This window comes from Desulfuromonas sp. (assembly GCF_002868845.1).
Taxonomy (GTDB): Bacteria; Desulfobacterota; Desulfuromonadia; order Desulfuromonadales; family BM501; genus BM501.
This window is the reverse complement of record NZ_PKUB01000018.1, coordinates 108389-132150: the sequence shown is the minus strand read 5'-3', so window position 1 is coordinate 132150 and position 23762 is coordinate 108389. Positions and strand designations below refer to the sequence as shown.

Annotated in this window: 17 protein-coding genes and 2 pseudogenes; 5 read left to right on the top strand and 14 right to left on the bottom strand. The window is 61.5% G+C overall.

From position 1 onward, the window contains the following. Nucleotides 1–3: 3 nt before the first annotated feature. Together C0617_RS05665 and mutS are read right to left on the bottom strand one after the other, a co-directional pair. Nucleotides 4–1092, bottom strand: a complete 1089-nt coding sequence (locus C0617_RS05665; protein WP_291316041.1) for an AMIN domain-containing protein — start codon at nucleotides 1090–1092, stop codon at nucleotides 4–6. Beyond that, nucleotides 1092–3710 carry a DNA mismatch repair protein MutS gene (mutS, locus tag C0617_RS05660; RefSeq protein WP_291316040.1) on the bottom strand — a complete coding sequence of 873 codons (2619 nt, stop codon included), beginning with the start codon at nucleotides 3708–3710 and terminating at the stop codon, nucleotides 1092–1094. The genes C0617_RS05665 and mutS overlap by 1 nt, the downstream gene beginning before the upstream one ends. 217 nt (nucleotides 3711–3927) lie before the next feature. On the opposite strand from mutS, the gene C0617_RS05655 reads away from it, so the two are divergent. Both C0617_RS05655 and C0617_RS05650 read left to right on the top strand, forming a co-directional pair. Next, complete coding sequence (locus C0617_RS05655) at nucleotides 3928–4440, top strand: hypothetical protein (RefSeq protein WP_291316039.1); 513 nt, start codon at nucleotides 3928–3930, stop codon at nucleotides 4438–4440. A 27-nt stretch (nucleotides 4441–4467) separates the two neighbouring features. After that, nucleotides 4468–5412 (top strand): cation diffusion facilitator family transporter, encoded by a 945-nt coding sequence (locus C0617_RS05650; protein WP_291316038.1) that lies wholly within the window; start codon nucleotides 4468–4470, stop codon nucleotides 5410–5412. A gap of 50 nt (nucleotides 5413–5462) precedes the next feature. Here the strand turns inward: C0617_RS05650 and C0617_RS05645 are convergent, their stop codons facing one another. From C0617_RS05645 to C0617_RS05590, 12 genes and pseudogenes are all read right to left on the bottom strand, one after another. Beyond that, on the bottom strand, nucleotides 5463–7469 hold the full coding sequence (locus C0617_RS05645; RefSeq protein ID WP_291316037.1) for a methyl-accepting chemotaxis protein: 2007 nt from the start codon (nucleotides 7467–7469) through the stop codon (nucleotides 5463–5465). 151 nt (nucleotides 7470–7620) lie between these two features. After that, entirely contained in the window at nucleotides 7621–8073 is a 453-nt protein-coding gene (locus C0617_RS05640; protein ID WP_291316036.1) for a thioesterase family protein, read from the bottom strand. A gap of 373 nt (nucleotides 8074–8446) precedes the next feature. Further along, entirely contained in the window at nucleotides 8447–9805 is a 1359-nt protein-coding gene (locus tag C0617_RS05635) for a sodium-dependent transporter (RefSeq protein WP_291316035.1), read from the bottom strand. Between the two features lie 21 nt (nucleotides 9806–9826). Next, on the bottom strand, nucleotides 9827–10333 hold the full coding sequence (locus C0617_RS05630; RefSeq protein WP_291316034.1) for a WbuC family cupin fold metalloprotein: 507 nt from the start codon (nucleotides 10331–10333) through the stop codon (nucleotides 9827–9829). Next, nucleotides 10333–10839 (bottom strand): YchJ family metal-binding protein, encoded by a 507-nt coding sequence (locus C0617_RS05625; RefSeq protein ID WP_291316033.1) that lies wholly within the window; start codon nucleotides 10837–10839, stop codon nucleotides 10333–10335. The genes C0617_RS05630 and C0617_RS05625 overlap by 1 nt, the downstream gene beginning before the upstream one ends. Continuing rightward, nucleotides 10840–11361 (bottom strand): annotated as a pseudogene (locus C0617_RS05620) (ABC transporter permease); the annotation flags it as partial. Between the two features lies 1 nt (nucleotide 11362). Further along, a pseudogene (locus tag C0617_RS05615) lies at nucleotides 11363–11685 on the bottom strand (peptide ABC transporter permease); the annotation flags it as partial. A 1-nt stretch (nucleotide 11686) separates the two neighbouring features. After that, nucleotides 11687–13114, bottom strand: coding sequence for an MBL fold metallo-hydrolase (locus C0617_RS05610; RefSeq protein ID WP_291316032.1), 1428 nt, complete (start codon nucleotides 13112–13114; stop codon nucleotides 11687–11689). A 50-nt stretch (nucleotides 13115–13164) separates the two neighbouring features. Beyond that, nucleotides 13165–14139, bottom strand: a complete 975-nt coding sequence (locus C0617_RS05605) for an ABC transporter permease (RefSeq protein ID WP_291316031.1) — start codon at nucleotides 14137–14139, stop codon at nucleotides 13165–13167. A 14-nt stretch (nucleotides 14140–14153) separates the two neighbouring features. Further along, a complete protein-coding gene (locus C0617_RS05600) occupies nucleotides 14154–15737 on the bottom strand; it encodes a peptide-binding protein (protein WP_363324338.1) in 1584 nt (527 codons plus the stop codon). Nucleotides 15738–15811: 74 nt separating this feature from the next. Beyond that, complete coding sequence (locus C0617_RS05595; protein ID WP_291316029.1) at nucleotides 15812–16492, bottom strand: hypothetical protein; 681 nt, start codon at nucleotides 16490–16492, stop codon at nucleotides 15812–15814. Nucleotides 16493–16671: 179 nt separating this feature from the next. Next, the gene (locus tag C0617_RS05590; protein WP_291316028.1) at nucleotides 16672–18339 is read right to left on the bottom strand and encodes a tetratricopeptide repeat protein; all 1668 of its coding nucleotides are present in this window, start codon (nucleotides 18337–18339) and stop codon (nucleotides 16672–16674) included. 316 nt (nucleotides 18340–18655) lie between these two features. Between C0617_RS05590 and C0617_RS05585 the strand changes: the two genes are divergently transcribed. From C0617_RS05585 to C0617_RS05575, 3 genes are read left to right on the top strand one after another with little or no spacing between them, the layout of a single operon-like run. Beyond that, a complete protein-coding gene (locus C0617_RS05585; RefSeq protein ID WP_291316027.1) occupies nucleotides 18656–20224 on the top strand; it encodes a bifunctional aminoglycoside phosphotransferase/ATP-binding protein in 1569 nt (522 codons plus the stop codon). Next, nucleotides 20221–20475 (top strand): hypothetical protein, encoded by a 255-nt coding sequence (locus tag C0617_RS05580; protein WP_291316026.1) that lies wholly within the window; start codon nucleotides 20221–20223, stop codon nucleotides 20473–20475. The genes C0617_RS05585 and C0617_RS05580 overlap by 4 nt, the downstream gene beginning before the upstream one ends. Next, complete coding sequence (locus C0617_RS05575) at nucleotides 20472–23738, top strand: SpoIIE family protein phosphatase (protein WP_291316025.1); 3267 nt, start codon at nucleotides 20472–20474, stop codon at nucleotides 23736–23738. The genes C0617_RS05580 and C0617_RS05575 overlap by 4 nt, the downstream gene beginning before the upstream one ends. The last annotated feature ends 24 nt before the right edge of the window (nucleotides 23739–23762 follow it).

Below are 23762 nucleotides of genomic sequence, written 5' to 3'. Positions count from 1 at the left end.
CTTTTAATAGGTTCCACTCGGGCCGACGGCCCCGGGGTCTTTTCCGCCGTGGCCGGCATCGACCACGATGCGTCGCAAGCCCCCATGGGATTGGGTTGCGGGCAGCTTGATCTTCAGGGGCCTCTCCCGGGGGCTTTGATCGAGAATCCGGTCGATCCCGTCGCTCGACGGGGGCGGGTAACTGATCTCGGGATGGGTAGCCTGGGCCTGCCGCTGCCCCTCCCCCCCGATGTCGATGACCAGGCGGTAAGGGTCCTGAAGGGGGAAGACCTTGTAGTCGTTCATGCTGACCAAATCGAGCACCACCCGCACCGTCCCGCGCTCGGGCTGGCCCGTGCGGATCCTGCGCAGGAGACCGTCGTCCACACTCATCGCCTGGGGCAATGCTTCGCCGGGGGCGATGCCATGAAGGTCGAGGAAAATCTTGGGGGGATCCCCCCGCTCGGGCTTGGCCGGCAGAACATTGGAGCTGTAGTTCGCCTCCTGGCTCAGGTCGAGAACCACTCTGGTGTAGCCGGGATTGGACCAGAAGCGCACTCCTCTCAACCGGCCTGCCTGCTTTGGCGCAGCCGGGGCCGGAGGCGCGTAGCGGGCCAGCTCCTTCTTCTTCTTCAACGCCTTGCCGGCCATATCCCCTTCGGGAAATCGGTCGGCCGCCCTTGCGAAGCGCAGGTAAGCCTGCCTGGGCTCCTTCAGGGTTTCCTGGTAAATCTCCCCGGCCAGGACCAGCGCGTCGTCTGCGAGGGAACTTGCCGGATAGGTGTCGGCGACGGCATCGAAGAGCCCCGCTGCACGACGCGCGTCTGGGGCGATGCGGGAGACGCCATAGAGGCCTCGGCACGCCTTGCCGGCCATGTAGAGTCCGGACGGGGCCAAGTCGTTGCGGGGATAGGTTTCCTTGACGGCGAGGAAGCGGTCGATGACCCGCTCCCAGTTTTCCCGGTAGAGTTGCTTCTTGGTCGAGCCGAGCAGCCGACGGTAGCTCTCCCGCGCCTTTTGGTAATCGGTTTCAGCATCCCCGGCGACGACGGCCCCTGGGATGATCAAAAACAGGGCAAAGATGAGGCTTAAAAGGCGAATTAAGGGCATCATCAGACCAGTCTTTTCAGTTCGTCGAGGATATTGAGGGCCTCAAGAGGGGTGAGCACGGAGACATCGACCTCATCCAACCGCTGTCTCAGGGAAGCGTCCCCTCCATCGAAGAGGGACAACTGGGGGACATCCCTGGCCGGAGCGGGACGGGCACTGCGGGCCAGGCGCGGCTGGCCCTCCCTCTCGAACTCACCCGACTCCAGGTTTTTCAGCACTTCCTTGGCACGGTCGATCACCTCCAGGGGCAGCCCCGCAAGACGCCCCACCTGGATTCCGTAGGAATGGCTGGTGCCCCCCTTGACGATCTTGCGAAGGAAAATGATCTGGTCGTTCCACTCCTTGACCGCGATGTTGAAGTTCTTGACCCGCTCTCGGGTCAGGGTCAGATCGGTCAGTTCGTGGTAATGGGTGGCGAAGAGAGTCTTGGCCGCCACCGGGGCATGGTCGTGCAAATACTCTGCCACCGCCCAGGCGATACTGACCCCGTCGAAGGTCGAGGTGCCACGGCCGATTTCGTCGAGTACGATCAGGCTGCGCGGGGTGGCGTTGTTGAGGATATTGGCGGTCTCGGTCATCTCGACCATGAAGGTGGACTGGCCCCGGGCGAGGTTGTCGCTGGCCCCCACTCGCGTGAAGATCCGGTCGACCGCGCCGATGCGGGCGGAGCGCGCCGGAATCAGGCTTCCCATCTGGGCCATGAGGGTGATGAGAGCCACCTGGCGCATGAAGGTCGACTTGCCGGCCATGTTGGGGCCGGTGATGATGAGGATCTGGTTCTCCACGGTATCGAGTAGCACGTCGTTCGACACGAAGCGTTCCGAGAGGCTCATCGTTTCGACCACCGGGTGGCGTCCCTCCTCGATGACCAGTTCATCGCTCTCGACGATCTCGGGGCGAACGTAGTTGCGCTCGTGCCCCACCTCGGCAAGGCAAAGGACGACGTCGAGGGTGGCGACGGCTTCGGCGGTCGCCTGGATGCGCCCCCCGTGAAGAGCGGCCTGCTGCCGGACCTGCTGGAAGAGGTCGAATTCGAGCTCGACCAACTTTTCCTCGGCCCCCAGGACCTTGCTTTCGTATTCCTTGAGGGCGGGAGTGATGTAACGCTCGGCGTTGGCCAGGGTCTGCTTGCGCTGGTAGTCCTCGGGAACCCGGTCGAGAAAGCTCTTGGTGATCTCGATGTAGTAGCCGAACACCTTGTTGAAGCGCACCTTGAGCTTGGCGATCCCGGTGCGCTCTCTCTCTTCGGTCTCCAGGCGGGCGATCCAACCCTTCCCCTCCCGGCTGATGGCCCTCAGTTCGTCCAGGGCTTGGTCGTATCCGTCCCGGATCAGTCCCCCCTCACGCAGGATGAAGGGTGGATCATCGACAATGGCACCGGCGATGAGCACCGCCACGTCCTCGAGGGGGTCGATCCCAACCCGGAGCCCGGCGAGAAAAGAGGATTCGGGGGCGCAGAGACAGTAGATAATCGCCGGCAGTCGCTCAAGGGAGCCCTTCAGGGCGACGAGGTCCTTAGCGTTCGCGGTCCCCATGGCAACCTTGGAGTGAAGCCGCTCGAGGTCGTAGACGCCGTCCAGGAGTTCGCGCAATTCGGCGCGGACCAGGCTCTTTTCGACCATCTCGGCCACCGCCTCGTGCCGGCTGCGGATCCTCTCCACGTGAACGAGCGGCTGCTGGATCCACTGGCGAAGCTTGCGCCCCCCCATGGCGGTCACCGTCCGGTCGAGAACCCCGAGCAGCGACCCGCGCTTGCGGCCGTCATAAAGGCTGGAGGTCAGCTCGAGGTTGCGCCGGGTGGCCTCGTCCAGAATCATAAACTGTTCGCTGTGATAGGTCGACAGGGGCTTCAGGTGATCGACGGCACCCTTCTGGGTCTCCTCCAGGTAGTGCAGAATGACGCCGGCGGCGCGAACCGCCCCGTCAAGACCTGAGCAGCCGAATCCGTCGAGAGACGCGCAGCCGTAAAATCCGCACAGCAACCCTTCGGCACGATCAGTTTCAAAAACCCATTCGGGAAGGCGGTTGACCATCCGTCCATCCAGGACGGGGGCGAGCGCCTTGAGCTTCCCTTCCCCCTCCTCCCCCTCTGAGAAGAGGATCTCGCTGGGAGCGAGCGAGGCGATCTGCCCGCGCACTGCGTCGAGGTCTGAAACCTGAGTGACCCGGAACTCGCCGGTGGTGATATCGACAACAGCCACTCCCAAGGCATCGGCAGCGTCCCCCGAGGCGACGGCCATGAGGTAGTTGTTTTCCTTGGGTTCGAGGGTGTCGGTGTCAACCACCAGGCCGGGGGTGACCACCCGGACCACCTCGCGCTTTACGATCCCCTTGACGGTCTTCGGGTCCTCCACCTGTTCGCAGATGGCGACCTTGTGGCCGTGCTCCACGAGACGCGCAAGATAGGGCTGACAGCTATGGTAAGGTATCCCACAGAGGGGGATTTCGTCGTCAGACCCCTTGTTGCGCGAGGTCAGGGTGATATCGAGAACCCGCGAGGCGGTCACCGCGTCGTCCAGAAACATCTCGTAGAAATCGCCGAGTCTGAAAAAAAGAATAGCGTCGGGATACTGGGACTTGATCTCCAGATACTGACGCATCATGGGGGTGGCTTGAGCCATGGGGATTTCGGGCCTCGAGGAGTTGAAAAACAGCCGTATACAGGGACGGGGAACAACCCGGCGCTGAGGGCGCCGGCCCTCCCCCGAACAGAGGATGCCATCGTATCAAACCCCCCTGTTGATGTAAATACCCTGTCCGGGCCCGGTCGCCCCGCAAAGGGCCTTGACCCGTGGTGCGCCGGATGTTAAGAAAGCCCCAGTCAAAGGAGGTATTATAATGAACAAAGACACGCAGAATGGTGACCGGGAACTCTTCGAGCAGGAGAGTTTCGAGGTTCGGGACCTTCAGGACGAGATCCGGGTGGACGGCTTATGCGAACGATTGCTGAACCTGTTCTATGCCGATCAGGTTCAGCAATCAGGCCTCCAGCCCGAAGAAGCCAGCGTCTTGGCCTACGGAGCGTCTTATTTCCTCAAGGAGTTCGTGGTCCCAGCTCTCCGCGAGAACATCTATGCCCTGAAACCGGGCCGGGTCCGCCAGTTCGCAGGGAACTGGTATATTGTCAAAAACATGGAGCCGAACATGGCGGAGTTAAAAGGAATTCTCGAGGGGGTCGAAGCCTTTTACGAATTCGCCCACCGGGCAGGCAGGGTTCCCGCCGAACTGCTCGAGGCGATCCGCCGGGACTGCGCCGACCTGGACTACTACCGGGGGCGCATCGAGGATTTCTGGAACATCGGCGACGGTGGATACCCCGAATGGGAGCGGCAGTGTTCCCTCAAAGGCTGACATCTCCGCCCCACCCCCTGGACGACCATGACCCGAACCAATCCCAAAATCAAGGCAGCACGCTTCTCAATCGTCACCGCGACCGGCCTCGCCGCCCTCAAGTTGGTCGCCGGCCTCCACACGGGATCGATGGCGGTCCTCGCCTCGGCGATCGACTCCCTTCTCGACATCCTCATGTCGGGGGTCAATTACCTGGCCATCCGCCAGGCCGAACAGCCCCCTGACGAATCCCACCCCTTCGGTCACGGCAAGTTCGAAACGGTCGCCACCCTGGTTCAATCGCTGTTCATCGCCCTCTCCGGAGGGTGGATCATCTTCGAGTCCCTCCGGCGCCTTCTGCAGGGCTCAAGCCTCGTCCACCTCGAGGGGGGCATAACCGTCCTTGCGCTGAGCGCCGCGGGTTCCTGGGCCATTTCCCGCCACCTGCGCCGGGTGGCCCGCCAGACGGACTCGACGGCCCTCCAGGCCGACGCCCTCCACTTCTCCATGGACGTCTACACCAACCTGGCCCTGCTGGTCGGCCTGGGGCTCATATCCCTGCTGAAGACCCCCTGGCTCGACCCGATCCTCTCCCTCCTGGTGGCCGGTTATATCCTCTACGAGGCCTTGCGCCTCGTGCGCCACGGCCTCAGGGACGTTCTGGACGAAGAGTTGCCCGAACAGATCCGCCAGGAGGTCGCGCGGCTCATCAAGGAACACCGGGAGCACCTGCTCGATTTCCACAACCTGCGCACCCGCCGGGCGGGATCGCAGAAAATCATGGATTTCCACCTGACCGTCTGCAAGCATCTCTCGGTGGAGGAAGCCCACGCCATCTCCGACCACCTTGAAAAAAGGATTCAGGAGGAAATCCGCGGCTCCGACGTCACCATCCACATCGAACAGTGCGTCGAAGAAAAGTGCCCGGGGCGCGAGAAATGCCCGGCGGAAAAGACCCGCGATCTGCACTCTCCCCGGCCCAAAGAGCCATAAAAAAAGGAGGGGCGAGCCCCTCCTTGTCGTTTCCGGTTTTCTGTCGCAGCTCAGGTCGCGCCGGAACTGCCCTTCTTGAGCCTTTCAAGGTTCTCCAGAACCTCCCGGCTGCCCTTCTGCCGCTCTTCCATTTCGCTGAAGATCTTCCTGGTCATTTCGCTGACCGCGGTGACCGCGAGTTCGATCTCCCGGGTGTTGCGCTGCTGTTTTTCGGTGGCATGGACCATGTCGTCGGCCATGTTTTTCACCTCCTCGACCGACTGGACGATACTGCGCGTCCCCTGGGCCTGCTCCCGGGTCGCTACCGTGACCTGTGAGGACATGTCGCCGAGGTTCTCGATCGACTCGCTGACCGACTCCACGCTGCGGGCCACCTCCTGGGTAGCCTTGCGGATCTCGTGGGTTCGTTCCATGGCGAGCACTGAACTGTCGAGAATCTGGTGCAGGCTTGCCTCCATCCCCTGCCCGAGGACGAGTCCGCCCTGAACAAGTTGCCGGGTCTGATCGATATGCTCGACCGTCTCCCGGGTGTACTGCTGAATTTCCTGGATGATCTGGGCGATGGCGCCGGTGGAGTTGGCCGCCTCCTGGGACAGGCTGCGCACCTCGTCGGCCACAACCGCGAAGGAGCGGCCGTGTTCCCCGGCCTGAGCCGCGATGATCGCCGCGTTGAGAGCAAGCAGGTTGGTCTTCTGGGTGATCTCGTTGATCACCGAGGTAACGCTGTCGACCTCCTCGCCCTTCTCCGAAAGCCGCCCGATAGCGGCAACCGCCCCGTCGACCGCCTCGGAAATGCCGTGCAGCCCGGCCATGGCGTCGCCGACCGCCCGGGATCCCTCCTCGGCCTGTTGCTTGACCTTTTCGGACATGCCGTGGGAACGAATCCCGTTCTCTTCGACCTCCTTGATGGTGTTGGAAATCTCGGTCATGGCCGAGATGGAGTTCTCCATGAACCCGCTGAGCTGGTTGAGGTTCTGGGAGACCTCCTCAATGGAGACGGAAATCTCCCCGACCGAAGAGCGGGTGACATCGACCGCCTCCCGAACCACGTCGGCGGCACTGGCGATGTCGTTGGTGGCGTCGCTGGTGGAGGCAGTGGCCTGTTTAAGGGAAAGGTCGTAACGGGAATGCTCTTCCCGGTTTCTGAGAAGTTCTTCGAAAGTGTGCTCCAACTCCTTGGTCAGAGTCTCGACCGCCTCCAGCAGGTTGATCTTGGTCAGGGTCGAGGCGACCTGGTCGGCGAAAAGCTTGACCGTATCGACATCGGTGTCGTCAAGCTCCTTGCGCTTAACCTTGTTGTCCACGCCGAATACCCCGACGACCTCGTCCCGAACGACGATCGGGCAAAGGATGAAACTCTTGGATCGCAGTTGATGAACATCGTCACAGGGAGGCTGGAGGTGGTAGTCCTCGGGCATCCTCCCGATGTCCTCTACGAGAAGGAGACGGTTCTCGTTCACCGCCTTGAAAAGAGCCCCGGCCCGGCCATCCAGAGGGATGCTGATCCCGGAGACGTCGTCATTGCCGCAACCGCGACTGGCGACGAACTCGAGGCAGTTGCGCTCCAGGTTGACCATGAGGATGTTGACCCGGTCGTAGCCGAGGATTTCGTGCAAGCCGTTCGCCGCAAGGCGCAGGACCTCCCGGAAATCGATCGATTTCTGGATGTGATTGTTGATGGCGTGAAAGTTCTTGATACCGTTGTTGAGGTCGATAAACCGGCTTTCGTAGCTTTCCTTCTGCTGGGCGATGGCCTGATTCAGCTCGTCGAGGTTACGGGCTCTCTGGTGAATCTGCTCGGCCCCTTTGCCGATGAGAAAACCGACCACGCAAAGGACCAGGGCGGTCCCGCCCCCCATGTAGGCGTAGAGGAGCATGTTCTCGCTGGAACGGACCACATCACCGAAGATCTGGCTCCACAGGGTCTCCCCCGGCTGCCAGAACAGGATCAACCGAAGCACGATCCATCCGGAAGGAGCAAGGATCCCGAGGAAAAAGCCGAACAGCGCGTAGAGCCAACTCCGACCGACGCCGCCAAAAGAAACTTCGTTATTCATTTTGCCTGGCCCCTCTTCAGCATGCCAGGGGGGAACAAGCCCCCTGGAGTCCGTTCCCGGACAGGTTGCACCTTTCTTAACTTTCCTACACTAGCGACCCCAATGCCGTTTAGTCAAGGCAAAAGTCTCATTAATTACACCGACCTAACCGTCAAAAAGAGTCCGGGCCGCCCGCCCCGTTTACCATTCCCTCACTGCCCTCGAAATCCAGCAATGCGCTCCGGAACGTTTTGGGAAGCCTTCTCGCCTTCCGGGCCCGGTAATCGAGGCAGACCAGTGACGTTGTCCCCTCTCCGCTGACCTCGCCATCCCTTTCGATCCTGTAGCGCATGACGAAGGACGAGTTGCGCACTTCCTCAACCTTGACCCCGATCTCCAAGCGGTCGCCAAGAAACATCTCCGCAAGGTAACGCACATGGGCCTCGGGAAGGATGATCCCGCAGCCCTCTCCGATATCCAACTCGTCATAGGGGCCGATTCGGGCCAGATAAGCGATGCGAGCGTCCTGGAAAAAATTGAGAACGGCCGAGTTGGCGGCATGACCGCCGTAGTTGACGTCGGCGACCCGTACGATGTAGGGCAGAGTGAAACGATACCCCTCCATAGAAAACCTCCTTTTTTATCGACCGGGCAGAACCCTCACCGCCGGCTTTTACGGTACCAGTAGGTGGGGCGCTGCCCAAGCATAGTTCGAACGACGACCCCCTCGCATCGCGCACAATCCTTCCCTTCCCTGCTGTAAACCTCTAGATCTGGGACACCGTGGCCTGGCCTCCCTTCCTGATCGGTAAAGGCCCGCAGGGTGGTTCCCCCGCGTTAACGGCCCACCGAGCACACCGCGAATGGACCGGGCCATGCCATCAACGCGATCCCCGGGGGGTCGTCTCGACCTCGGGCAATTCAGGCATGGCCGATAGCGCTTCGGGTAAGGGAGGGGGAGACGCTGCAGATGATTGAGGGAATCATTTCCTGCCTATTCAAAACACACCGATCTGATTAAGCAGGATCAACAGAACGGCAGACGGGGCGACATACCGCAGAAGAAAGTGCCAGAGGGGGAAAAGCCAAGCCCTGTGCCTTCCGCCGAGCAGTTCTTCCTTCTCCCCCTCCCCCTTCCAGAACCAGCCTGCGTAAAGAGCGACGAACAGTCCGCCCAAGGGGAACATGTAGGAGGAGACAAGGACATCCATCAGGTCAAAAAAGGTTTTGCCGAACAGGGGGGTGACCTGCGCCCAGACGTTGAAGGAAAGGGCCGAGGGCAGTCCGACCAGAAAGGCCAGGCTGCCTATCAGGAAGGTGGACCTCTTTCGGCCCCAGCCCTTCTCGTCGATGAGATAGGCCACCGAGACCTCGAGCATGGAGATGGAGGAGGACAGGGCGGCGAAGGCCAGCAGAACAAAAAATACAAAGGCCAGCAGGGAGCCGAAGGGAAGCGAGGCGAAGACGATGGGAATGGTCTGGAAGACCAGGCCCGGACCGGCGGCCGGTTCGAGGCCCGCGGCAAAGACCACGGAAAAGATGGCCAGGCCCGACAGCAGGGCCACCAGGGTGTCGAGAACGGTGATCCGAACCGAGAGGGAAAAAAGATCGGATTTGGGATGAAGGTAGGAACCGTAGGTGATCATGGTTCCCGCACCGAGGGACAGGGTGAAGAACGCGTGGCCGAGGGCGTCGAGGAGAGCCTGCGGCGTCAGCCGGCCGAAATCAGGCCGGAACATGAAGTCGAGGGCGGCGCCGGCGCCGGGGGAGAGCATGCCCCGAACAAAGAGCAACACAAGGAGCATGAAGAGGACCGGCATGAGGACCTTGCTCCAGCGCTCGATCCCCCCGCGGATGCCGCCGAGTACGATGGAGACGGTCGCTGCAACGAAGAACCCCTGCCAGAAGACAACCTGCAGGGGCGAGGAGACGAGCCCCCCGAACAGGGCGTTGATCTCCCCGGCGCTCCGTCCAGGGAAGGTCCCCATGGCCGACTTGACCACGTAGTCGAAGCTCCACCCGGCAACCACGGCATAGAAGGAGAGGACGATGAAAGAGGCTGCCACCCCCCCCCAGCCGACCAGGCACCAGGGGCTGCCTTTGCCTTCCAGGGCAACAAAGGAGCCGACGGCGTCCCGCTGGCCGTGCCGCCCGATGAGGAACTCGGCCATCATGATGGGCAGACCGACGACGACGATGCACCCGAGGTAGACGAGGACGAAGGCTCCGCCCCCGTTCTGCCCCGTGATGTAAGGGAACTTCCAGATGTTCCCGAGCCCGATGGCGCTCCCAGCCGCGGCCAGGACGAATCCGAAGCGGCTCGCCCAATGGGCGCGGCCGGCGCGTTGATCAGCCATCCTCCCACCTCTGGTAAAGTGTCATGCGCAGGAATCCGGGGCTTTCCCCGGGCCGGGCATCTCGTCGACGGCCCGCCGCATGAAGGCAAGATATTCCCCGGATTCGGGCCTCCCCTCCTCCGGCGCCCAGGGAGCGAAATCCTTGTCCGACAGGGGTTCGTAAGGCCCCGGCTTGGCCTCGAAAAAGACCGACCCCCTCTCAAGGCAGACAATGGAGTGCCAGACCCCGGGAGGGATGTCGGCACCCAGGACGGGGCCTCCGGCCCCGAACAGGACCACGTCCGCGACGGCGCCGCCTTCATCGAAAATCAGAAGTGCCATTCTCCCCCGCAGTGCGACGAAGGATTCGGGCTTGGGAGGAGTCAGGTGTCGGTGAGGCCGGACATAGGTGTCGGGCTCCAGAGCGTTCAGAAGTCGCTGGCAGGGGTCGCCGTAGCTGGTGTGCAGGTTGAGGTTCTTCCGTCTCCGGGGGGTTCGGCGGGCCTGGTCGGCCAGATCCTTCAGAAGTTGTTCATCGATGATCCGCATCAGAAAAAGACCTTGTCCTTGCCCCTGTCGAAGTCGTCCCAGCCGATGTCCTCTATCTTGCCGGGATACTCGTCCCGGGTCATCTTCTGGCTGGAATGATAGCGCCACCCCTTGCCGGTGCGAAGAAAACGGGAGAGTTCCAGGCTTTCGACCCTCTGTCCGCCATACTCGGATGCGAGAAGGAAAAGGACCCGGGCCGCATCCTCGGCAATCTCCTCGCGGAGAATGCGGCATTCAAGGATACGGTAGTCGGCCGCCAGCGAGCTTGCCCCGTAGCGCAGGTACTCCTGGCGGTCGGGGAACTGCTGACGGAACATCGAATCGGGATGATAGGTGTCGTAGATATAGGCGAAGTCCCCCCGGTCGAAGGCCTCCCGCCTCGCAAGGACAAGCTCCGAGGGGGCAAGGTCCGACCGGGTGCCGGGACTGCCGGTGAGATTCATGCAGCATTTTTTGAATTTGCGCCCGCTGCCGCAGGCGCAGGGATCGTTTCGTCCAACCTTCATCTATTCCTTCAGCCTCGGATCGAATGCGTCCCGAATCCCCTCCCCCAACAGGTTATAACCCAGCACGGTAAACAGGATCGCCAGCCCGGGAAACGCCGAAAGCCACCAGGCTGTGCCGAGGGTCTGCTTGCCGGCAATAAGCATGTTCCCCCAGGACGGGGTGGGCGGCTGAACGCCGATCCCCAGGAAGGACAATGCACTTTCGGTGAGGATGGCGCCGGCCACCCCCAGTGTCGCGGAGACCAGCACCGGAGAGAGGGCGTTGGGCAGGATGTGTTTGAAAATAACGCGGGAGTCGCGGGCGCCGAGAGCCCGGGCCGCCTGAACGAAATCGCGTTCGCGCAGGGAGAGAAACTCGGCACGGACCAGCCTGGCCACCCCCATCCAGCTCGTCAGGCCGATAATGATCATGATGTTCCAGATGGAGGGCTCCAGGAAAGCGATCACCGCCAGGATCAGAAAGAAGGTCGGAAAGCAGAGCATGATATCGACGAAACGCATAATGACGGTGTCGACCAGGCGNCCGTAGTACCCCGCCAGCGCACCGAGCACGATGCCGATGATGGACGCGATGCCGACGGCCACGAACCCCACGAGGAGGGAGATCCTCGCGCCGTAGAGAATGCGGGTCAGGACGTCCCGGCCCAGGTCGTACGTCCCCAGGGGGAAGTCCCAGCTTGGCGGGTGCAGCCGGTGGGCGATGTCGATGGCCCCCGGGTCCTTGCCCGTCAGGGGCGCCAAAAAGGCGAGCAGGAACATGGCCAGGACGATGAACGCCCCGGCGAGGGCCAGGCGGTTGTGGCGAACCCGCCCCCAAAGAATGTCGAAAAAGAAGGTGTGCAGCATGCTATGACCTTCCTACCAGAACCTCGGTTCCCGGGCACTCCGCCTGCAGGCGCGCCTTAAGGGCGGCCTTGGCCTCCTCGTCCCCGTGGATAAGGATGACCCTGCTCGGACGATGCCGTATGCGCCGTACGAAGTTGACCAGGTTCCCATGGTCGGCATGGGCCGAATAGCCGCCGATTGTATGCACCCCGGCCCGGATCGGGTAGCGATTGCGGTCAAGAACCACATATCCCCCTTCGGGACCGTAGCGCTGGATGTCCCTGCCCGGGGTCCCGAAGGCCTGGTATCCGACGAAGAGGACATCGGTGCGCGGGTCGCCGAGCAGGGCCTTGAGATAGTTCACGATGCGGCCGCCGCTGCACATGCCGCTGGCGGCCACCACGATGCAAGGATGGCCCGTCTTCTTCAGCCTCTGCACCGTGGCGAGGTGCTCGCGATGATTGCCGATGGTGGTCAACTGGGTAAAGGTGAGGGGGTGACGGCCGCTCTCTTTGCGATGACGGGCTTCCTTGTCCCAATAGGGGACAAGCTGCCGGTACACCTCGGTAAAGCGCGAAGCCAGCGGGGAGTCGACGATCACCTCCAGCTCTCCCCAGGGCAGATCCCGGGATGCGGGACGCTGCCTGTACCGGTGAATCAGATCCTCCAGCTCGTAGAGCAGTTCCTGGGTACGGCCGATGCTGAACGCGGGGACGAGAACCACGCCGCGGTCGGACAAGGCCCGCTCCACCACCGCCATGAGGCGCAAGCGTCGCTCCTTGCGGTTCTCGTGCATACGGTCGCCGTAGGTACTCTCCATGACCACCGTATCGGCCCGGTAGGGCGACCGGGGCGAGGGCAGAAGGGGGGCGTAGGGGGCTCCCAGGTCCCCGGAAAAGACGACCCGGTGTTCGCCGGCGGAACGGCCCTCCGACCGGCGCCGCAAGCGGCACTCGACATAGGCCGAGCCGAAGATGTGCCCCGCCGGCTGCAGTTTGACGTCCAGCTCCCCCCCCGCGGCCTCGGCCGCCCTCTGCCACTGTCCGTAGGGCAACCCCACGACCTGCTTTTCCAGCCTCTCCAGGACTTCTTTCGTCAGGGAGGATTTGCGTCCGAAGCCGATTTTGACGGCATCTTCCAGGACCAGGGGCAGTAGCAGGGCCGAAGGCTCGCTGCAGTAGATGGGCCCTTCGAACCCGGAGGCCAGGAGTTGGGGAAGGCGCCCCACGTGGTCGATATGAACGTGGGTCACAACAAGGGCTTTCAGGTGGGCGATGGGAAAATCGACTCCCAGCCGTGACGCGTCGGCTCCACCGGGCGACTTGTCGCCCCCCTGGAACAGGCCGCAGTCGATGAGAATCCCGGCGTCATCGTCGAGCCGCAGCTCGTGGCAGGATCCGGTCACCCCTTCGGCGCCTCCGTGGTGCAGGATTTTCGGCGATTCAATCATCCCCTGCCCTTTCGTTTTCCCTTCCGGCCCGGTTTCGGAATCTCGACCGGTCAATTCTGGCGGATGCGCGGATCGGCCAGGGCGTAGCTGACGTCGGCGATGAGATTCCCGACGAGGGTCAACCCCGCGCCCATGACCAGGATCCCCATGATCAATGGGTAGTCGCGCATCATGACCCCGTCGTAGAACAGCTTGCCCATGCCTGGAATGGCGAAAATGGTCTCGAAAATGACGCTCCCCCCGATGAGCCCCGGAACCGACAGGCCGAGAATGGTGATCACAGGCAGCAGGGCGTTGCGCAAGGCGTGCTTGTAGATGACCACCCTTTCGGAAAGGCCCTTGGCCCGGGCGGTAAGGATATAGTCCTGCCGGATCACCTCCAGCATGTTGGAACGCATGTAGCGGGAGAAGCCGGCCAGCCCTCCGAAGGCGGAGACGAAGACCGGCAGGATCAGATGGTGCAGGATGTCCCAGATTCGTCCTCCCCACCCGAGGTACTCGTGCCCGAGGGACTTGATCCCGGCGACGGGAAACATCCCGAGGCGCACCCCGAAGTAATCCATAAGGAGCAGGGCCAGCCAGAAGGAGGGCATGGCGAACCCGATAAAGACGAAAACCGTGGTGGCCCGATCGAAGAAGGAGTTCCGCCGCACCGCCGACAGGATCCCGATGGGCACCGACACCGCGAGGATCAGGGCGATCGAAAGGACATTGATGAGGATGGTGATCGGCAGGCGCTCCAGGATCTTCTCCGCCACCGGCCGACGGTCCTGAGAGAAGGAGTCCCCGAAATCGAGCCGTCCAAGGCGTCCAAGCCAGCGCAGGTACTGGACATGAAGAGGCTTGTCGAGTCCGTATTGAACCCGGAGCCGCTCCTGCAGCTCGGTGCCCGCATCGGGGTTAAGCTGGGTCTGCATATCGGTCGGCTCCCCCGGAGCCAGGTGAATGACCACGAAAGAGATCAGGGTGATCCCGAGAAGCAGGGGAATCATCAGCAGCAGACGTTTGGCGAGATAGCGCAGCATGGGCTTAAATCCCCTCAGCGGGAGTATTTCTGCTCTTTTTTGGGCACATACCACTTGATGAAGTTGTGGCGAATGCCCGCCGCCGAGGGTTCGATGCCTCGGAAACGCCGGGCCACGGCGGGCAGGCCCTCGGAAACGTAAAGAAATGTGTAGGGCTGCTCCTCGGCAAGGATGTCCTGAAAGCGGTCGTAGTACTTCTTGCGCTCGGACTGATCGAAGGTGCGCCGCCCCTTCTCCAGAAGCTCGTCCACTTCGGGGTTCTGAAAACCGATGAAGTTGAGTTCCCTCGGCCCGGTCTTGCTCGAGTGCCAGATATTGTACTGGTCGGGCTCCGGGCCCCCACTCCAACCCAGGATGGTGGCGTCGAAGTTGCCGGGGTTGATGAACTCCTTCAGGAAGGAGGCCCACTCGATGACCCGCAGGTTGACCTCCACCCCGATCTCCTTGAAGCGACGCTGGACGATCTCCCCGGTCTTCACCCGAAGGTCGTTCCCCTGGTTGGTGACGATGGTGAAGGAGAGGGGTTTTCCGTCCTTGTCCAGGATCCCGTCGCCGTCGCTGTCGCCCCAGCCCGCCTCACGAAGGAGGGCCTTGGCCTTTTCCGGGTCGTAGGGGTAGCGTTTGACCCCGGCATTGTAAACCCAGGTGTCGGGCTTGTAGGGCCCGGTGGCCGCCTGTCCCAGCCCCAACAGGACGCCGTCGATGATCTCTTCCTTGTTGATCGCATAGGTGAGGGCCTGCCGGACCCGCCGGTCCTGGAAGAGGGGGCGCTTGAAGTTGTACCCGAGATAGGTGTAGCCGAATACCAGGTAGCGGTACTTGTTGAAGCGGCGCTTGAACGCGGTGTTGTCGGTCTGGGTCTGGTACTGGATGGGGGTCAGCCCCATGAAATCGAGGCCGCCGGAGCGCAGTTCGAGGAACTGGGTGGAGAGATCGGGAATGATCCGGTAAAGGACCCGCTTGATGTAAGGCGGTCCCTCGAAATAGTCGGGGTTGGACTCCAGGACGATCTTTTCACCGCTCTTCCACTCCACGAACCGATAGGGGCCGGTCCCGACCGGCGCACGGGAGAGTGGGCTCTTGGTGACGTCGACTCCCTCGAGCAGGTGCTTGGGATGGATGGAAACACTCCAGCTGATGAGAGCGGGGGCGAAGGGCTTTTCGTAGGTGACGCGAAAGGTATAGGGATCCGGGGCCTCGGCCTTGGCGACCTGCCGGTAGCGCTCCGCGTAGGCTGTGGGGGTTTCGGGATCGATATAAAGCTGGTAGGTGAAGAGAACGTCCGCGGAAGTGAACGGGGCCCCGTCGTGCCACGTGACCCCTTTTCGCAGGTGAAAGGTGATGGTCAGGTTGTCCTCGGAGATCTCCCACGACTCGGCCAGCTCCCCCTCCATCTGGAGATCCTTGTCGTATCGGACCAAACCGTTGTAGATAAGGCCATTGATGTCCGAGGAGGCGGAGTCGGAGGCCAGCACAGGCAACAAGTTGCTGGCGTCGCCGATGGACGCCTCGATAAAGGTATCTCCGAAGGCCGGCTTGGCGTCCTCCCCCTCTGCGGGAAGAGGAATATCCTCCTGCTTGCATCCGGCCAGCAGCATCACGGCCGCCACAATGGCGATCCACTTGGTCACGCGCGTCCTCCTTCTATGCAATTCTTCGGCGGAGAAGAGTGTCAGGGTATGGGCCGCACCTCGATCCCCGCAGGGGGATCGAGGCTGAACCGGTCCCCCGGTATGACCACGTTGGTCAGCGCCTCGGAGAAGACCAAGGAAGCCACCGCTCCGTCCTGGGGGGCCGACAGGCGCTGAACCCTGGGAAACCCCGGCCGGTCTTCGCTGAACTTCTCATATACTACCTCAAGCTGGAGGTCCTTGCCGACGAAGTAGGCGCTCCCCGTGAGCCGTAGACCTGCGTCGTAAGTCAATTCCTGCCGGACCTCCCCCTCCCCGTACAGGCTCAGCCGGTAGCCCCCCTCCCCGCTGGAAAGAAGCGTCTCTTCGAAGGGGAGGACGGGGACGTCGTAAAGAATCAACCGAACGAGATCCTCGAGTTGAAGTGGAAGACGGGTAAAACGCGCCAAGTTGCCGGCTGTGGCCTGCCCTTCGTAGTACCGTCCTTCCCTCGGGACATAGACCTCAAGCTTATCACCGGATGCGGCGACCTGAAGCAACGACTGGCCGAATCCGAGGGGATTCAGGGTCTCCGCTCGAAGGCGGTCCGGTTTTTCTGCGAACAGCACCTGGGTTCCGGACAGGGTCCGGCCCCCGGAACTCACCCGGACCTTGGCCACCCCCTTCAGGGACCGGAAGGCCCTCCCGTAATCGTAAAGCCGATCGAGGAGTGTCGTCTCCATCCCCGGCACTACGACCGCGGGCGGCGGCGGGGGAGCTGGGACGCAAGCCTGGAGGAAAAAGATAAACAGGAGGAAAATCGGAAGGAGACGTCTCCACGTCCCCCCACGCTTATTCGGACCGGGTCCTCTTCGGAACCGGGCATGAAGAGCTGCTGCCGTCTCCCGATGCGCCATTCTCCCTATTCCTGCCCGCCGAGGTCGTGCAACTTCTGAAGGACCTCGCGGTCCTCCGGGGTTGCCCTCAGCACCCGTTGGTAGATCTCGCGGGCCCTTTGGCGCTCCCCCAGCATTCGGTGAGTGTCGCCGAGATGCTCCAGAACGACGGCGTCCTCGGACAACTGGTCCGCCGCACGCAGAAGTTCTTGCTTTGCCTCGGCGTAGCGGCCCATCTTGAAGTAGACCCATCCGAGGGTGTCGATGATATGGGCGGAGTCTTTCATGCTGAGCGCACGTTTCACCATCTGCAGAGCCTCGTCGAGGTTCTCACCCCGCTCGGCGTAGTAGTACGCCAGAAAGTTGAGCGCCTCGGCGTGATCGGGGGCGAGGCCGATAGCCATGCGCATGGCCTCGACGGCGGCCAGATGATCTCCACGCTTTTCCAGGAGAACCCCCCTGTGGTAGGCAAGGTTCCCGTCTTCCGGAAAGGCCGCCTGCCCCCTGACCAGTGCATCGAGGGCTTCATCGAGCTGGTCTTGCGACTCGTAGAGGGAGGCCAGGTAGGAGAAAAACTCGGAGCGCTCCTCGGCCGAACTGCTCCGCTCCTCGATCACTTCAATGGCCTCCCCGGTACGGCCAAGCATGTGGAGGAGGTAGCTGACATGGGCAATGGCGTCACTGTAAAGGTCGCTCCCTTCGGGGATGGACCAGAATGCCTCAAGAGCCTCCCCCCAGAGTTCCTTGCGTTCCAAAGCGGTCCCCAGGTAAAACCGGGCCTGGTAAAAATCGGGCTTGAACTGCAGTAGAGTGGTGAAGGTCGCGGCGGCAGCATCCCAATTCTCCTGCTCGAGATAGATCAGGCCTCGTTTTCGGTGGGCCTCAAGGTCGCGTGGATTGAGTTCAACGATGGTGTCAAGCTCCCCCAATGCCTCATCGATGCGACCTTGCCCGATGAGCAGGCGTGCGATGTGATGGCGGATCCCGAAATTCCGGGGAGCCTCCTGCAGGGCCAGGCGGTAGAGTTCGAGCGCCTTTTCCACCCCTCCCTTGCCTTCAAGCATCCCCCCCAGCTCAAGGTAAGCCGATTCGAAACCAGGTTGGCGGACGAGGACCCTTCGGTAATACTCCTCAGCCAAGTCAGAGAGATCCATCTGGCGATAGAGGCGGGCGAGGGTGAATGCCCCCATCACCGAATCGGGGTTTTTCTCGAGGAGAGACTTCAACACCTCGACGGCCTGCTGCAGATCCCCGGTCCGGGCATGGGCTACACCAAGGTGCAGGTAGGCGTTTTCCTGCTCCGGATCAAGAGCGAGCGCTTTTTCATAATGTTCCGTCGCCTTGTCGTCCTCCTGCCTTCCGAAGTAAAGATTGCCCAGAAGGAGGTGGGCCTTGACCGAATCGGGCGCCTCGATGAGAGCTTCCTCGGCGGACTCGATGGCCTCATCCTCCCGCCCTGCCTCCAGGTAGACCTCGGCCAGGGACAGACGCAGGAAAAGGGACCGTGGGTCGAGGTCGACGGCCTGCCGCAACGCCTCAACAGCCCCCTCGGGATCCTTGGCGTCAGCCAGCAGGCGGGCCCGGCCGTAATGATAAAGCGCCTTGGCACGGGCATCGTCAAGCCGGGATCGATACTCTCCTTGACGGAAATGTGCCCCTGTCCCGTCAGGGGCAAGAGCGGAGGAGTTAAACATGCACCCGAAGAGCCCGAGGCACAGAAACATAGGAAGTAGAAGCGATATGCCGTTTATGAATATTCGGAAGGTCATGGAGGTAAACCGCCCTGGGGATTATTGCCCTGCCGGACTGGATTTGGAGCGGTAAGGCCCGCCGAGGCGTCGTTGCTCCGTCGGACCTGAAGAATTAAACGGCCTCTTTATTAATAGCTCAATAATTATCATACCCTATTCGGACCGTCAATTCCTTTGCCCCCTCTTGAAAACCTTTACACCCCTCCCGGATATGGTAGTGTTTTAAAGTAATATCGTAGAGTTAGCATCGGGGGTCAGGATGGATGCCCAGCGACTGCACGAAGCCCTTCTCCAGCCGGAGAGTTACCCTGGAGTGAGCGGCCCTATCGGTTTCAGGGAGACCCACGTCTCCAGGATCTATTTCACTCCACGCCATGTCTACAAAGTCAAAAAGTCTGTCGATTTCGGTTTCCTCAACTTCACCACCCTCGACCGCCGGCGCTTCTATTGTAACGAAGAGGTGCGCCTCAACCGCCGCCTTTGCCCCGACACGTACCTGGGGGTCGTGGAGCTTCGCATGCAAGGAGATCGTTTAAGGGTCGGAGGAAAGGGAGATATCGTCGATTACGCCGTTCATATGAAAAGACTCCCCGAGGAACTCATGCTCGAGCGGTGCCTGTCCCCGGACTACCCCGCGTTGAGGGAACAAATGGGCAGGGTTAGCCGGCGAATCAGCCGGTTCCACCGGGAGGCAGAGGTCGACAACGGCGAAGGTAGCGACGATCTGGCCAATGTGGAAAGGAACTGGCGGGAGAACTTTTCCCAGACCCGTCCTTTCGTCGGCCTCACCCTGACAGAAGAGGCTTTCAATCTGTGTTTTACCTACGTGGAACGGTTCCTGAGTGCCAACGCGCCTCTTCTGCGCCAACGCCAGACCGATGGCTGGGTTCGTGACGGCCACGGGGACCTGCACGCCGAACATATTTGCCTTTCGGACCCGGTGCGCATCTTCGACTGCATCGAGTTCAATCGACGTTTCCGGGTGACCGACGTGGCGGCGGACCTCGCCTTTCTCCTCATGGATCTGGAATTCCGAAGCCGCAAAGACATGGCCGATCACCTCCTGTCTGTCTACAAAGAAAACCTCGCTCCGGGTTCGGGCCTCGACCGGGTCCTTCCCTTCTACAAACTGTACCGGGCCTACGTGCGCGGCAAGGTCGACTCCTTCCTGGCCGTGGACCCGAACGCCGCGCCTGAGACCAAGACCATGGCCGGTCAAGTGGCGCGACGGTATTTCAACCAGGCATTGGGCTACCTCTGCCCGGTCCTGCTGGTTGCAACCTGCGGCCTTATGGGTACCGGCAAGACTACTCTTGCCCAGGCCCTTGCCCCGGTCCTCGGAGCGCAACTGCTTCGCTCAGACCAGCTTCGCAAAACCCTTGCGGGACTCCCGGAGCATGCCCCCTGCAGCGCCCCCTTCGGCGGTGGTATCTACTCCCCCGAATTCAGTGCAAAAACCTACGACGACCTTCTGCAAAGAACAGTGTCGAAGCTGAAGACCGGCGGGTCGGTGATCGCCGATGCAAGTTTCATTAAGCGGGCAGACCGGGACCGTTTCCGCATGGCGGCCGAGGCCGCGGGCATTCCCTTTGTTCTCATCCAGGCTGACTGCCCCGCCGATACCGCTTTGAGCCGACTGGCCTTCCGCAGGGCTCGGGAACGGGACGCCTCCGATGGAAGGCCCGCCCTTTTCCGAAAACAGGAGGGAGCCTTTGAATACCCCGGAGAAATGGAGAAGGCCATTCATGTCGACACGACCGCAGATGTGGACTATAATGTGCAACTCATCATCTGCGAAATTCTAGAGCGCGCGGGAACAAGGTCATGAAATCCCCCCATGCCGTCCACTTCAGGGAAGTCTGGGTCATCTTTTTCATCCTGGGCGTCATCATGCTCAACTTCCCCTTTATCCATATTTTCAACAAGGGGTCCCTGTTCCTCGGCATCCCCATCCTCGTCCTCTACCTCTTTGTCGGCTGGCCCCTGTCCATCGTGGTTGTTTACTTCTTCTGCCAGGGCCTGAAAAAGGCGAATGAGGCCCGTCGGGACGACGATTCCGAAGGAGACGAGGCAGAATGATTCCGGTCGGCATCGTCGCTCTCATCTCCCTGCTCTACTTTGCCGTGCTCTTCGGGGTGGCCTACTATGCCGACCGCCGCCGGGAAAGCGGCCGCAGCATCATCTCCAACTCCTACATCTACACCCTCTCCCTCGCGGTCTACCTCACCTCCTGGACCTTCTACGGAAGCGTCGGACGGGCGGCCACCCACGGGCTCGACTTCCTCCCCGTCTACCTCGGCCCGACCTTGGTTGCTTTCACCTGGTGGTTCCTTCTGCGCAAGATGGTCCGCATCAGCAAAGAGCAGAACATCGTCAGCATCGCCGACTTCATCTCGAGCCGCTACGGCAAGTCGGCCTCCCTCGGGGCCCTCGTCACGGTCATCGCCGTGGTCGGGATCATGCCCTATATCGCCCTGCAGCTCAAGGCGGTCTCCCACACCTTCGACCTGCTCTCCTCCCCCATCGGCGTCCTTGGTTCCCAGGTCAACGAACTCCTTCCCGCCTTCCCCCTGCACCAGGAGTTCGACACCGCCTTCGCGGTCGCCATGGTCCTGGGCCTTTTCAGCGTCCTGTTCGGCGCCCGGCACCTGGACGCCTCCGAACGCCACGAAGGCCTTGTGGCCGCCATTGCCCTGGAATCCCTGGTCAAGATCCTGGCCTTCGTGGCGGTCGGCCTGTTCGTCACCTTCGGCCTGTTCGACGGCCCCGGCGACATCTTCGCCCGATTCCTCCAGCAGTTTCCCGAACGCAGCGGCCTGCTCCTTCTCGATACCGAAAAGGTCCCCTACACCCACTGGTTCACCCTGACCTTCATCTCCATGATGGCCTTCATGTTCCTGCCCCGGCAGTTTCACATCATGGTCATCGAAAATTCCGACGAAAAACACATTCAGGATGCCATGTGGCGCTTCCCCGCCTACATGTTCCTGATCAACCTTTTCGTTCTGCCCATCGCCCTTGGGGGACTGCTCCTCAACAACGGCAGCACCGCCAACGCCGACTACTTCGTCATCCACCTCCCCCTCCAGACCGGACATCCCTGGCTGGCCATGCTCGTCTTTCTCGGTGGATTCTCCGCCTCGGCCGGGATGGTCATGGTCTCTTCCGTGGCCCTCTCCACCATGATCCTCAATCACCTGATCATGCCCCTCATCCTCCGCTTCAAGATCGAGGCGGCCGACCTTTCGGGCCTCCTCATCAACCTCAAGCGGCTGGGCATCCTCGCCGTCATCTTTCTCGGCTACCTCTTCTACCGCCTCATCGGGGAGTCCTACGCCCTCGTCAACATCGGCCTTATCTCCTTCGTCGCGGCTACCCAGTTCGCCCCCGCCCTCATCGGCGGCCTGTATTGGAAACACGCCACCCGCCGCGGTGCGACAGCGGGACTGTTGCTCGGTTTCATCGTCTGGTTCTATACCCTCCTGGTTCCCTCTTTCGTCCGCTCGGGCTGGTTGGAGGCCGACATTCTGGAGAAGGGGCTGTTCGGCATTGATGTCCTGCGCCCCCTGGAGCTCTTCGGCCTGACCGGTTTCGATATCTGGACCCACTCCCTGTTCTGGACCATGTTTTTCAATCTCGGAACCTTCCTCACCCTTTCCATTCTGACCAACGCCGAGGAGGGGGAAAGGGAACAGGCCGGGAAGTTTGTGGAGGTGTTCCAACCCCAAACGGAACCGACCCGGCTGAAGAGAATCAGCAAGGCTCCGACCATCATGGAATTCGTCAACCTGATGGCCAAGTTCATCGGGGAGAAGCAGGCTCACTCAGCGATAGCCGAATACCTGGGCGACCGGGAAATCGACGAGCGGGGCAGCCTTTCAGAGTATGAAATTCCTCACCTGAAACGCTTTACGGAAAAGACCATGGCTGGCTCCGTGGGGGCTGCCCCGGCTCGAATCATCATCGAAAACTATCTCGCCACGCGGGGCAGCCAGATGGAGGATGTCTTCGACATTTTCGGTTCTGTCACCATTGCCCGCAAGGCGAGCCGCGAACAGCTGGCCGTCCTTTACGACGCAGCCCGCACGGTTGCCAGCGGGGCCGACCAGGAGAAGGTCCTCGACAATATCCTCGAACTGCTTATCCAGCAGTTCAAGTTCGACCTGGTGGTCATCCGCATTCTGGACGAAGAGAAGAACACCCTGACGGTCAGGGGCCAGAAGGGGATGACCTCCAAGCATCTGGGCGAGTCCGAACGCAAACTGACCATGAACACCTGCATCGGTTCCGCCTTCCTGACCAATTCCCCCGTAGTGGTCAACGATACCGACTTCATGGACAAGCCGATATCCGCTCAGGTCATTCACCGGGAGGGCATCAAGTCGCTGGCCCACGCCCCGATCACCATCGAGGGGCAACCCATCGGGGTCCTTTCCGCCTTTTCCCGATCGGCCAAGGGCATATTCCGGCGCGAGTTCATTGAGCTTTTCGCAAGCCTGGCAAGCCAGATCGGGGTCGCCTGGCGCAACGCGCAACAGACCCAGCGGCTCATAGAAGCCCGGCAGCACGAACGAGAGATGCAAATCGCCAAAACCATCCAGATGAGCCTCCTCCCCGCCAAGGTCCCCGAATCCGAAGGTGTAGGGCTGGCAGGGATCTGCGTCCCGGCACGCCAGGTAGGAGGCGACTATTACGATTTCTTCAGCCGTGAGGAGGGCTACCTGGACCTGGTCATCGGCGACGTTTCGGGCCACAACATCGGAGCCGCCCTGATCATGGCCGAAACCCGAACCTTCATCAAGGCCAGGGCCCAGAGCCTGCACAGCGCCAGTGACGTCCTGTGCGCTCTCAACGAATTCTTCTACGACGATCTGACCCGCTCCGAACTGTTCATCACCATGTTTTACCTGAAATACCACCTCGCCACGCGGCGCCTTCACTTCGCCAACGCTGGGCACAATCTGCCCCTTGTATTGCGGGCCCGAACCGGGGCCTGTGAACGGCTCGATGCCGAGGGCCTGATCCTGGGGGTGAAGCGGGATGTTCTTTTCGAGGAAAATGAGATCCAGCTCGATCCCTGCGACCTGCTCCTGCTGTACACGGACGGCATCACCGAAGCGATGGACAAGGAAGGGAACTTCTTCGGCGAAGACCGCCTGTTCGCCATCCTGGCGCAGCTGAAAGATGCTTCGCCGCAGCAAATCATCGACGACCTGCTTCACCAGGTCCGGCTGTTCAGCGGAGCCGAGAACTTCCAGGACGACGTCTCCCTCGTGGTCATGAGGGCACAGGATGGGCCCATCTCAGGAGATTCCGAAGAAACCGTTGATGAGCGTCGTTAGTCCGGCGGGGAATGTGCTATGTTA

Bases quoted from the DNA above. Each gene is read 5' to 3' on its own strand.
- C0617_RS05665 (WP_291316041.1), bottom strand. From the start codon at position 1,092: ATGATGCCCTTAATTCGCCTTTTAAGCCTCATCTTTGCCCTGTTTTTG.
- mutS (WP_291316040.1), bottom strand. From the start codon at position 3,710: ATGGCTCAAGCCACCCCCATGATGCGTCAGTATCTGGAGATCAAGTCC.
- C0617_RS05655 (WP_291316039.1), top strand. From the start codon at position 3,928: ATGAACAAAGACACGCAGAATGGTGACCGGGAACTCTTCGAGCAGGAG.
- C0617_RS05650 (WP_291316038.1), top strand. From the start codon at position 4,468: ATGACCCGAACCAATCCCAAAATCAAGGCAGCACGCTTCTCAATCGTC.
- C0617_RS05645 (WP_291316037.1), bottom strand. From the start codon at position 7,469: ATGAATAACGAAGTTTCTTTTGGCGGCGTCGGTCGGAGTTGGCTCTAC.
- C0617_RS05640 (WP_291316036.1), bottom strand. From the start codon at position 8,073: ATGGAGGGGTATCGTTTCACTCTGCCCTACATCGTACGGGTCGCCGAC.
- C0617_RS05635 (WP_291316035.1), bottom strand. From the start codon at position 9,805: ATGGCTGATCAACGCGCCGGCCGCGCCCATTGGGCGAGCCGCTTCGGA.
- C0617_RS05630 (WP_291316034.1), bottom strand. From the start codon at position 10,333: ATGCGGATCATCGATGAACAACTTCTGAAGGATCTGGCCGACCAGGCC.
- C0617_RS05625 (WP_291316033.1), bottom strand. From the start codon at position 10,839: ATGAAGGTTGGACGAAACGATCCCTGCGCCTGCGGCAGCGGGCGCAAA.
- C0617_RS05610 (WP_291316032.1), bottom strand. From the start codon at position 13,114: ATGATTGAATCGCCGAAAATCCTGCACCACGGAGGCGCCGAAGGGGTG.
- C0617_RS05605 (WP_291316031.1), bottom strand. From the start codon at position 14,139: ATGCTGCGCTATCTCGCCAAACGTCTGCTGCTGATGATTCCCCTGCTT.
- C0617_RS05600 (WP_363324338.1), bottom strand. From the start codon at position 15,737: ATGCTGCTGGCCGGATGCAAGCAGGAGGATATTCCTCTTCCCGCAGAG.
- C0617_RS05595 (WP_291316029.1), bottom strand. From the start codon at position 16,492: ATGGAGACGACACTCCTCGATCGGCTTTACGATTACGGGAGGGCCTTC.
- C0617_RS05590 (WP_291316028.1), bottom strand. From the start codon at position 18,339: ATGTTTAACTCCTCCGCTCTTGCCCCTGACGGGACAGGGGCACATTTC.
- C0617_RS05585 (WP_291316027.1), top strand. From the start codon at position 18,656: ATGGATGCCCAGCGACTGCACGAAGCCCTTCTCCAGCCGGAGAGTTAC.
- C0617_RS05580 (WP_291316026.1), top strand. From the start codon at position 20,221: ATGAAATCCCCCCATGCCGTCCACTTCAGGGAAGTCTGGGTCATCTTT.
- C0617_RS05575 (WP_291316025.1), top strand. From the start codon at position 20,472: ATGATTCCGGTCGGCATCGTCGCTCTCATCTCCCTGCTCTACTTTGCC.